General features: G+C 71.4%; 10 protein-coding genes. All 10 read right to left on the bottom strand.

The window, feature by feature from the left end:
- Positions 1-155 precede the first annotated feature (155 nt).
- The gene (pseI, locus tag PKE44_RS07120; RefSeq protein WP_324549507.1) at positions 156-1,214 is read right to left on the bottom strand and encodes a pseudaminic acid synthase; all 1,059 of its coding nucleotides are present in this window, start codon (positions 1,212-1,214) and stop codon (positions 156-158) included.
- Between the two features lie 26 nt (positions 1,215-1,240).
- Complete coding sequence (locus PKE44_RS07115; RefSeq protein WP_324549503.1) at positions 1,241-1,960, bottom strand: HAD family hydrolase; 720 nt, start codon at positions 1,958-1,960, stop codon at positions 1,241-1,243.
- Positions 1,951-2,925, bottom strand: a complete 975-nt coding sequence (locus PKE44_RS07110) for an ATP-grasp domain-containing protein (RefSeq protein WP_324549501.1) — start codon at positions 2,923-2,925, stop codon at positions 1,951-1,953. Before PKE44_RS07110 ends, PKE44_RS07115 begins: the two co-directional genes overlap by 10 nt.
- Entirely contained in the window at positions 2,922-3,821 is a 900-nt protein-coding gene (locus PKE44_RS07105; protein WP_324549499.1) for a class I SAM-dependent methyltransferase, read from the bottom strand. Before PKE44_RS07105 ends, PKE44_RS07110 begins: the two co-directional genes overlap by 4 nt.
- Before the next feature lie 14 nt (positions 3,822-3,835).
- A complete protein-coding gene (pseG, locus tag PKE44_RS07100; protein WP_324549497.1) occupies positions 3,836-4,903 on the bottom strand; it encodes a UDP-2,4-diacetamido-2,4,6-trideoxy-beta-L-altropyranose hydrolase in 1,068 nt (355 codons plus the stop codon).
- A 20-nt stretch (positions 4,904-4,923) separates the two neighbouring features.
- Complete coding sequence (locus PKE44_RS07095; protein ID WP_324549495.1) at positions 4,924-5,682, bottom strand: glycosyltransferase family protein; 759 nt, start codon at positions 5,680-5,682, stop codon at positions 4,924-4,926.
- Positions 5,683-5,753: 71 nt separating this feature from the next.
- Positions 5,754-6,938, bottom strand: a complete 1,185-nt coding sequence (gene pseC / locus PKE44_RS07090; protein WP_324549493.1) for a UDP-4-amino-4,6-dideoxy-N-acetyl-beta-L-altrosamine transaminase — start codon at positions 6,936-6,938, stop codon at positions 5,754-5,756.
- Between the two features lie 5 nt (positions 6,939-6,943).
- Positions 6,944-7,948, bottom strand: a complete 1,005-nt coding sequence (pseB, locus tag PKE44_RS07085; protein ID WP_324549491.1) for a UDP-N-acetylglucosamine 4,6-dehydratase (inverting) — start codon at positions 7,946-7,948, stop codon at positions 6,944-6,946.
- A gap of 62 nt (positions 7,949-8,010) precedes the next feature.
- Entirely contained in the window at positions 8,011-9,225 is a 1,215-nt protein-coding gene (gene flgL / locus PKE44_RS07080) for a flagellar hook-associated protein FlgL (RefSeq protein ID WP_324549489.1), read from the bottom strand.
- A 287-nt stretch (positions 9,226-9,512) separates the two neighbouring features.
- On the bottom strand, positions 9,513-10,451 hold a 939-nt coding region (locus PKE44_RS07075), incomplete at its 5' end, for a L,D-transpeptidase family protein (protein WP_324549487.1).

Raw genomic sequence — 10,451 nt, 5'->3', positions numbered from 1 at the left:
TCGATGCGCGCCATCTGCACTTCCCTGCGCGGCAGGCGTGATCCTCTGCCCGGCATGGGTTCGCCGCTGTCGCACAACGAAACCCGCAGCGGCGAGTCCCGGTCGTCGATGCCGCGGGATCAGCCCGCGTCCGGGGCGTGGCGGCAGCGCGTGGTTCAGCCGAGCAGCTCGTAGGCGAGCGGTTCGCCGCGGCGGATCGCGCGGCGCGCGCGGCTTGCGAGCACGCGTTCGAGCTCCTTCGGCGGCAGGCCGAGGCCGGGACGGATGGCGCGCACGTTGTCGGCCGTGAAGGCTTCGCCGGCGGCGATGTCGCGCACCGCGTACAGCGAGCGGCGGTGGCGCAGCGACGGCACTTCGCGGGCGGTCGGGCCGTAGTGGATGGCACCGAGCGCCTGCCAGGCGCGTTCCGATTCGGTGACGAGTTGCGCAAGTTCGTGCGGCTCGATCGAGAACGCCGAATCGACGCCGCCATCGGCACGCGCCAGCGTGAAGTGCTTCTCGATGACGCTGGCCCCGAGCGCGACCGCGGCGACCGCAACCCCGAGCCCCATCGTGTGATCCGACAGTCCGACCTCGCAGCCGAACAGCGCGCGCAGGTGCGGGAGCGTCAGCAGGTGGGTGTCGGCCGGCGTTGCCGGATAGGTGCTCGTGCACTTGAGCAGCACGAGGTCCCGGCAGCCGGCGGCGCGCGCCGTGCGTACCGTCTCGTCGAGTTCGCCGACCGTCGCCATGCCGGTCGAGATGATCATCGGCCTGCCGGTGGCGGCCATGCGCCGGATCAGCGGCAGGTCGGTGTTCTCGAAGGACGCGACCTTCCAGGCCGGCACGTCGAGACTGTCGAGGAAATCGACGGCACTCGCATCGAAGGGCGTGCTGAAGGCGATCAGCCCGTGCTCGCGGGCACGCGCGAACAGCGGCGCGTGCCATTCCCAGGGCGTGTAGGCCTGACGGTAGAGCCGGTACAGCGACTCGCCGCGCCAGAGACTCGCCGGGTCATCGATGTGGAACTCGCCCTCGTCGAGGTCGAGCGTCATCGTGTCGGCGGTATAGGTCTGCAGCTTGATGGCGTGCGCACCGGCCGCCGCCGCGGCATCGACGATGGCGAGCGCGCGCTGCAGCGACTGGTTGTGGTTGCCGGACATCTCGGCGATCACGAACGGCGGTGCGTCCGGACCGATCCGGCGGCCGGCGATTTCAAAGCCTGTGCAACTCATGATGACGTTCTCCAGCACGGGCGGCATCAGGCGGCGAGTCCGGACGCATCCGGTGCCGCCGCTTCCGCCAGCGATTCGATGGTGCGGTGTGCCTGGTGACTGTCCGGAAAGTCGCGGCGCGACTGCAGCGGCCAGGGCAGGTGACGGTCGATGCGCAGCGTGCGCATGCCGAGCGCGCGCGGCGCGAGGAAATCCTTGGACGGATCGTCGCCGATGTAGACGGCCTGCTCCGGCGCGCAGCCGAAGTGCGCGAGCGCGAGCTGGAAGGCGAGCGGCGCGGGCTTGCGCGCTGCCCCGGGCAGGTCGTCGGTGCAGAGCACCAGATCGAAGCCGGCGCGCAGGCCGAGGCCGTCGAGCTTGGCGTGCTGCACGCAGCTGACGCCGTCGGTGATCAGCCCGAGCCCGCAACCGCGCGCGCGCCAGGCCGCCAGCGCCGGCGCCACGTCGGCAAAAGCCGTCAGCCGCGGCCGGTGACTGCGAAACACATGCACGAGCAGCGCACTGAGCGCCGGGTCGCAGCGCCCGTGCGCGGCGAGCAGCGCATCGAACAGACGCTCGCGGCCCTCGGTCAGCAGCCGCTGCAGCAGCCAGTCGTAGAGTTCGGCGGCCGAACGCCCGAGCAGCGCTTCGGCGCGCGCGGCCACCGCGCGGCAGCCGCTCAGCAGCCAGTCGCGCTCGGCGTACAGCGTGTCGTCGAGATCGAGCAGCACGACGGCGGGCGCAGGTGGCGCGGGCATCAGCGGCATACGTCCTCCGCCGCCACGAACACGTCGTGGCTGTGGCGCAGCAGGTACAGGCCGTCGCGCTGGCAGCCGAGCTGCGGCTCGATGCTGCCGCCGCGCGCCAGACGCAGCAGCCAGCGCGGCGAGTCGGCGCCGGCCGCGAAGCCGAGCGCGGCCCCGCCGCCGAAGCGCGGGTTGACCTCGATCAGCCGGCTGCCGGCGGCGTCGTGGAAGCACTGCACGGTGGCGTGGCCGATCAGGCCGAGTGCGCGCACGACGGCCGCGCCGAGTTCGACCAGCGCCGGGTCCATGACCGTGACGCCGGTGATCGACTCCCCGGCGAGCACCTGCAGCCGCCGGCGCGGCACGACCGACAGCACCGTGCCGTCGAAGCCGGCGCAGACATCGAGCGTGTATTCAGGCCCGCCGTCGAAGCGCTGCACGATCCAGTGCTCCGCATCGAGCCCGGCCAGTCCGGCCGCGGACTCGATACGGCGCGCACCCCCCGATCCCTGGCCGATGCGCGGCTTCGCGAACAGCGGGAAATCGTCTGCGGCCGCCGGCAGCGTCACCGCCGGCGGTGTCGCAAAACCGTGTGCGGCGCAGAAGTCCGCGAACGCGCGCTTGTCGCGGCAGCGTTCGATCGCCGCCGGCGCCGACACCAGCACGCGCGTGCCGATCTCGGCGAAGCGCGTGCGGCGTTCGGCGAACCACGGCAGTTCGGCATCGCGGGTCGGCACCAGCAGCTCGACGCGCTCGCGCCGGCACAGATCGAGCAGCGTCGCCTCGTAGCCCGGCGCATCGGCCCGCGGCAGCAGCAGGCCGCGATCGGCGCGATACAGCGCCGGGGCCAGCGCATCGCAGTCGGCCGCCAGCACCTCGCCGCCGCCCTCGGCGGCCAGCGCGCGGCGGAAGGCCTCGACCAGCCAGACCTTGCGCGCGGCGCTGGTGATCAGCACGCAGCCCGGGGCAGGGGCCGGCGCGTTCACGGCCGCCGCACCGCGAAGGCGAGCGTGTTGCGCCCGGCCCCGACCGACGCGAACGCCGCGTACAGGCGCCGGCGCAAAGCCGCCGGCAGCGCCAGCTCGAAGCGCCGGCGCCGCTCGTGCAGCCCGGGGCCGAGGGCCGGATCAGCGACGTAGTCCTCGCCCATCAGCAGGAAGAACTCCATCGGGAAGTCGGTCGTCAGCTGCACGGGCTCGAAGCCGCAGGCGGCGAGCGTGCGCGCCAGCGAGTCGTGGCTGAAGTAATGGATGTGATCGGGCGCGGCGACCCACCAGCCGTCGTGGCCGCAGGCTGCAGCCGCCGCCGCCTGCCAGTCGCTGAAGTCGTTCGGCACGCGCACGCAGAGCACGCCGCCGGGCGCGAGCAGCGTGCCGATCGTCGCGAGCAGCGCCTGCGGCTGCGGCACGTGTTCGAGCACGTTGATCAGCACCGCGCCGGCGTAAGCGCCGCGATGTGCCGGATCGGCGGCCCACTGCTCGACGGTCGCAGCGGCCACGTCCAGCCCGCGCTCGCGTGCCAGGCGGCTCGCATCCTGCGAAGGCTCGATGCCGCTCGCGCGCAAGCCCGCCGACTGCAGGTGCTCGACCAGATCGCCGGTGCCGGCGCCGATGTCGAGCACCCGGCCGCCGCCGGCGCCGTATGTTTCCAGTCCGTCGACGAGGTCGGCGTACAGCGTCGCCGCCAGCCACTCGCGCTCGCGCGCCGCGGTCTCGCCGCCGGCGAGCAGCCGGCCGATCTCCGGCGCCCGGCCGCCGCGGCGGATCAGGTCGTAGTAACGGCTCTCGTAGAAGGCCGCGAGTTCGTCGGCGGCCGGCAGCGGATCGAGCCGGCGGAAGCCGAGTTCGGGATCGGTGACGGTCGGGTGCGGCTGGGCATTCACGATGACAACCTCGGTCAGGCGGACTGGCGCTGGGCGTTGCGACCTTCGGCCAGCAGGGCAAGCAGATGATCGGCGACGCGCCCGGCACCGGCGCCGTCGCAGAGTGACTGCGCCGCGCGCCCGAGGGCCGCGCGCGCGAACGGGTCACCGATCAGGTCGAGGATCGCGGCACGCCAGGCGTCCACGTCCGGTTCCGGCAGCGCCCGCAGCGCACCGCGGGCCGCCAGCGCCGCGACGGTGGCACGCTGGTTGTCGGCGATCGCGCAGGCCAGCGCCGGCACGCCGAGCGCGGCACGCTCCCAGCAGCCGGTACCGCCGGCACCGATTGCCAGATCGGCCGCTGCCAGACGCGCCGCCATGTCGTGCGCCTGCACGGTGAATGCGGTGTGCGGTCGCGCTGCGCAGGCTTCGGCGAGTCCGCTGCGATCGACGTAGGCGCTGCCGACGATCACGTCGAGTTCCAGCCCGGCGCAGGCCGGCGTCTGCAGCGCCTGCCAGGCGATGGCCGTGGCATCGCGCGGATCGCTGCCGCCGAAGTTGATCAGCACGCGCCGCACCGCCGCCTCGCGGGTGCGCAGCCTCGCCCGCTCACGGGCGAATTCCTCGCGCAGCAGCGCATGCTGCGGACCGAGCAGCGTCCGGCTGCCGGGCGGCAGCAGTTCGGCATAGCGCTGCCCGCCGGCCTCGAAGTCGTTCACGTCGAGCAGCAGCAGCGCGGCGTGCGGACGATCGGCGAGATCGTCGATCGCGAGCAGCACCGGCAGACCGCTCGCCCAGGTGATCGCGCGCTGCCAGCGCGCATCGAGACCGTAGTGATCGACGATCAGGCCGGCGCAGCCTTCGAGCGTCGACAGGCAGACGGTGGCATCGGTCAGCCAGTCCGGCAGCAGCGCCGGCAGCGCCCGCACCTCGTGGCCGGCGGCACGCACCTCGTCGAGCAGGTGGCCGGGACAGGCGCGCATCAGGAAGCGCAGCGTCAGCCCGCGCGCGCGCAGCGCCGAAGCCAGGGCCAGGCAGCGCTGCACATGACCGCTGCCGAGCGCGTGGCCGGCATCGGCGCGGATCGCCAGACAGGGACTCATGATGGTCTCGCTCCGGCTCGTCAGGCCGCTGCCGCCGGCAGCGGCTTCTGTTCGATGTGGGCATTGAGCGCGCGCCAGTCCGGATGCGCGTCGAGCAGCGCATGCACCGAGGTACTCGGAAAGACGTTCAGGCCGTCGCCGAGCGCGCCGAAGATCGCCGAGATCAGCGCCCAGTCCTCGGGCGTGTCGAGGGTCCAGCGCTGCGCGGACTGATCGAGCGGCTGCGTCCAGGCCTCGATGCGGAAGCGGTCCGGGTGCTGGTAGACGTAAGGCGTCACGTGCTCGCGCATGTGCGGCTCCCAGGCCTCGCGCGCGCAGCGCTCGAGCACGGCGCGCGTGAAGATCTCGGCATCGAGGCCGCGCGGGAAGCTGCGCTGCAGGCCGTTGCTGAGGTAATCGAGCGCCCGGCCGGCGCCGCGCTGCTGCAGGAAATGCGTCAGCATCGCGCCGACCACGGCCGGATCGAGCAGCGGACAGTCCGACGTGATGCGGATCACGGTGTCCGCCGCCGCTTCGGCGGCAGCGAGCCGGTAGCGTTCGAGCACGTCGTCCTCGGGACCGCGGCAGACCATGGCCCGGTAGCGCGCGGCCTCGGCGGCGACCGCATCGTCGGCGGCGAGCGTGCTGGTCGCGACGACGACGGCATCGACCTCGGGCACGGCGAGCGCGCGCGTGATCACGTGCGCGAGCACGCTATGGCCGCAGAGCGGCAGCAGCACCTTGCCGGGCAGGCGGGTCGAACCCATGCGGGCCTGGATGATCGCGACGGTGCGGTTCATGGCGGCGGTTCTCCTGAAATTCCGCAAGTTCCGGCTTCGGTTTCAGCTTTGGCTTCGGCTTCGGATCGGCGTCACGACAGGCCGGCGAGCGCTTCCCCGAGCTGCAGGACGACGTGGTTCTGTTCGGATTCGCTCAGGCGCGGATGCAGCGGCAGGCTCAGCGCACCGGCGTAATAGCGTTCGGCCTCGGGGCAGTGGCCGGGCGCGAAGCCGCGCGCGCGCCACCACGGCTGCAGGTAGACCGGGCGGTAATGGACGTTGACGCCGATGCCGGCGGCGCGCAGCGCGTCGAACACCCGGCGGCGCAGCGGCGCATCGGCGAGCTGCACGACGTACAGGTGCCAGGCCGAGCGCATGCGCGCATCGCGCTGCGGGCGCTGCAGCGCCAGGGCGGCGAGCAGCGCCTCGTAGCGCACGGCGAGCGCACGGCGGCGCGCGAGGAAGGCATCGAGCCGGCCGAGCTGGCTCGCGCCGAGCGCGGCCTGCAGGTCGGTCATGCGGAAGTTCCAGCCCGGTTCGAGCTGGTCGTACTGCCAGGCACCGTCCGGCTCGGCCGGCATGCGCGCCGGATCGCGGGTGATGCCGTGGCTGCGCAGCTCCTGCAGGCGCGTGGCAAGGGCGTCGTCCTGACAGAGCACCGCCCCGCCCTCGCCGGTCGTGACAATCTTGACCGGGTGGAAGCTCAGCACCACGGCATCGGAATGCCGGCAGGCGCCGACCGGCACGCCGTCGGCCTCGGCGCCGAGCGCGTGCGCGGCATCCTCGACCACGCGGAAGCCGTAGCGCTTCGCCAGCGCGCCGATCGCGGCCATGTCGCAGGAGCGGCCGGCGAAATGCACCGGCACGAGCAGATCGGGCAGCGTGCCGTCGCGCCCGGCGGCTTCGAGCCTTTCCTCCAGCCGCTGCGGGCAGAGGTTCAGCGTGCGCGGGTCGATGTCGATGAAATCGACCTCGGCGCCGAGCAGCGCCGCGGCACTCGCGGTCGCGACGAAGGTGTTCGGGCTGGTCCAGACCCTGGAGCCCGGACCGATGCCGAGCGCGCGGTAGACGAGCTGCAGCGCCGAGGTCGCGCTGTTGACGGCGACCGCGTGGCGCGCCCCGGTGCGGGCGGCGAGCAGCTGCTCGAAGCGCGGCACGGCCGGCCCCTGCGTCAGCCAGTCGGAGTGCAGCACCTCGACGACGGCGGCGATGTCGGCTTCGGAAATGTCCTGGCGCCCATAGGGGATCGACACCGACGGCGCCGGGACGGCGGACATGCGCTTCACGCGACCTCCGCGATCAGCCGGCGCAGCTGGGGCACGTCGAGCACGTGCGGGTTGCTGCCGGAGTCGTACTTGAAGCCGTCGGCGACCTCGGTGCCGGTCTCGCCAAGCGGATTGGCGCGGTAGTCGACCGGGCGGTTGAAGCTGATGCACGGACGGATCACGAAGTGATCGGCGAACTCCAGCGTCAGGCGCGAATCGTCGCGCGGACACATGACCTCGTGCAGCTTCTCGCCGGGGCGGATGCCGATGATCTCGTGCGGCAGCTCCGGGGCGACCGCGACCGCGAGATCGACCGTGCGCGCCGACGGCAGCTTCGGCACGAACAGCTCGCCGCCCTGCATGCGTGCGAAGCCCGACAGCACGAAGTCGACGCCCTGCTGCAGCGTGATCCAGAAGCGCGTCATGCGCGCATCGGTGATCGGCAGCGTGCGTGCGCCTTCGGCGACCAGCCGCCGGAACAGCGGCAGCACCGAGCCGCGCGAGCCGACGACGTTGCCGTAGCGCACGACCGCGAAGCGCGTGCGGTGGCGCCCGGCGAGGTTGTTGGCGGCGATGAACAGCTTGTCGGAGGCGAGCTTCGAGGCGCCGTACAGGTTCGCAGGGTTGGCAGCCTTGTCGGTGCTGAGCGCGATGACGCCGGCCACGTCGTTGTCGAGGGCCGCGGCGATGACGTTCTCGCCGCCGTAGACATTGGTCTTGATGCACTCCATCGGGTTGTACTCGGCGACCGGCACGTGCTTGAGCGCCGCCGCGTGCACGACGTAGTCGACGCCGCGCATCGCCTGACGCAGGCGCTCGCGGTCGCGCACGTCGCCGATGAAGAAGCGCATCGCCCGCTCGCGCGCGAAGGCCGGCTCCTGCGCCATCTCGTACTGCTTCAGTTCGTCGCGCGAATAGACGATCACGCGCTCGGGCTGGTGGCGCGCCAGCAGCGTGCGCGCGAAGGTCCGGCCGAAGGAGCCGGTACCGCCGGTGATCAGGATGCTCTTGCCATCGAACATGGCGTGCCTCGGCTTGCAGCGCACTGCAGTCAGTTTCGGAGGATGACGGGTGACGGAGGTGATTACAGATAATTGAACAGGTTCAGGTTCTGGATCTTCACGTAGGACTGCTGCGCGGCCTGCAGCGTCAGCGTGTAGGCCGCGAGCCGGCTGCTCGCCTCGGCGTAGTCCAGCCCTTCGATGTCGTTGGCGATCGACTGCATGCGCAGGCTGAATTCGCTGTTCGCGGATTCCTGGGTTTCGAGGCCGTTGAGGCGAGCGCCGATCTGCGTGCGCGTGTCGAGGAAGTTCGAATGCATCTGGTCGAGGTTCTGCATCGCGTCGGCCATGGTCTGCGCGAACTTCGTGCGCGCCGCGCCGGTGGCGGCGACCGGGGTTTCCAGCGCGGTGATGACCTTGTCGAGCGTCGTGAACGCGTCCTGGTACGGCGCCGGTGCGACCTCGAAGCGGTCGCCGTTCGCCGGCGCGCCGGTGAGCTTCACCGAGATGCCGTTGAACTCGATGCGACCGTCGGCCGGCAGCGTCTGCACCGGCCCCGGCCCGGTCGGCGGCACCTCGCTCAGGTCGGTGATCGTGAAATCGGTCGAGGACTGGAAATCGATCTGGAAGCGGTGGTGCTCGAACGCGGTCGGGTCGAGCAGGTCGCCGGGTTCGATGACCGCCGAACCGCTGTTGCCGGCATCGGCCGTGGTCGCGAACACGCCGTTGCCGGCGCGGATGTTCATGAACACGCTGTCGCCGGCATCGGAGACCGCCACCGAGCGCGTCGGCGCGATGCCGAGCAGGCGCTGGCCGCTGTCGCCCTGATAGACGACCTGGCCGCCGGTGGTCTCGATGAACGGCGTGGTCTGGGTCCTGTAGCCGGCGTACAGGTAGTCGCCGTTACCATCCTTGCTGTTGGCGTGTTCGAGCAGCTGGCCGCGGATCTGGCGCAGCTCCTGCGCGATGCTGACGCGGTCACTGTCGGCGAGCGGTGCGTTGTTGGCCTGCACGACCAGTTCGCGCGCGCGCTGCGTCAGCTGCCCGGCCTCATCGAGGATGCTGTCGCTGGTCGCGAGCCGCCCGGTCGCCATCGCGATGTTGGTCTGGAAGCGCGCGGTGCTGTCGATCTGGTGATGCAGGTCGATCAGGCGCGCCGCGCCGACCGGATCATCGGACGGCGACGAGATGCGCTTGCCGGTCGCCAGCTCGGCCTGGGTGTCGACGACGCGCTTCTGCGCATCGCGCATGTACTGCACGCCCTGTTCCTGGGTGTACGACGTCGAAATGCGGATCATGGCGCGCTCCTCGTACTGCCGAAGATGCAGAAGACGGCAGGCGCGGCCACACGCCGATCCGCGCACCGGCCGCACGGAGCGGACGGTTCGGGGCATCGCAACGGAGTGCTGGACATGGCGCGCAACCTGCGGGGACGGACGGTGAGCCGTGCTTCAGCAGGATTCGCGCCAGATCATTAATTCATTGTCATGAAAGCAGAATCCGGCCTTGCGCCGGATTCTTGACGCCGTCACCGGCGCGGAAATCCGTCGCCGGCCGTTTGCCGGCGACGACAGGCCGGCGCGCGCTACAGCGCCGACAGCGCCTTGCGCAGCGCCAGATCGCGTCCGTAGACATCGGCCCGGAACTGCAGCAGGCCCTGCGCATCGACCCAGCTCGTCCAGTACAGCAGATGCACCGGCAGCGGCTCCGGCACCGGCACCGCACGCTCGCGCCCGGCATCCATCGCCGCATCGATCGCGGCGCGGTTCCAGCGCGGATCGCTCTTCAGCAGGTATTCGGCCAGCTCCGCGGGCCTGGAGATGCGGATGCAGCCGTGGCTGTAGGTGCGCTGGCTGCGCTCGAACAGCGCCGGCTTCGAGGTGTCGTGCAGGTAGACGTCGTAGCGGTTCGGGAAGATGAACTTCACGCGCCCGAGCGGATTGGCCGCGCCCGGCTCCTGACGCAGCCGGAACGGGAAGTTGCCGGGGTGGTACTCGCCCCAGTTCACGGCGGTCGGATCGACCACGGCACCGCTGCCGGTGATGACCTTCATGTTGGTCTTCACGAACTCGCCGGGATTCTTGCGCAGCTTCGGCAGCAGCTCCTCGGAGGCGATCGTGCCCGGCACGTTCCAGTACGGCGCGAACACGACCTGCTGCATGCGCCCGGTGAACACCGGCGTCGGCTTGACCTGCGTGCCGACCACGACCTTCGCTTCGAGCACCGGCCTGCCGCGCTCGATCACCTGCAGCTCGAAGCCCGGGATGTTGACGACGATGTAGCGCTGGCCGAGATCGCCGGGCAGCCAGCGCCAGCGTTCGAGGTTCAGCCGCACCTGTGCGATGCGCTCGCGCACGCTGACGTTCATCGCCGCGACCGTCGCCGCGCCGATCACGCCGTCCTCGGTCAGGCCGTGGCGGGCCTGGAAGCGGTGCACGGCCTCGACCAGCGTGGCGTCGTAGACCTCGGCGAGCACGGTCTCGACCGGCGCCGGCTCCGCCGCCGCCGGCTGCGCAGGCGTGGC

Origin of the sequence: Plasticicumulans sp., assembly GCF_035331805.1 — a bacterium.
GTDB lineage: Bacteria > Pseudomonadota > Gammaproteobacteria > Competibacterales > Competibacteraceae > Plasticicumulans.
This window is presented reverse-complemented; position numbering and strand designations above follow the sequence as displayed.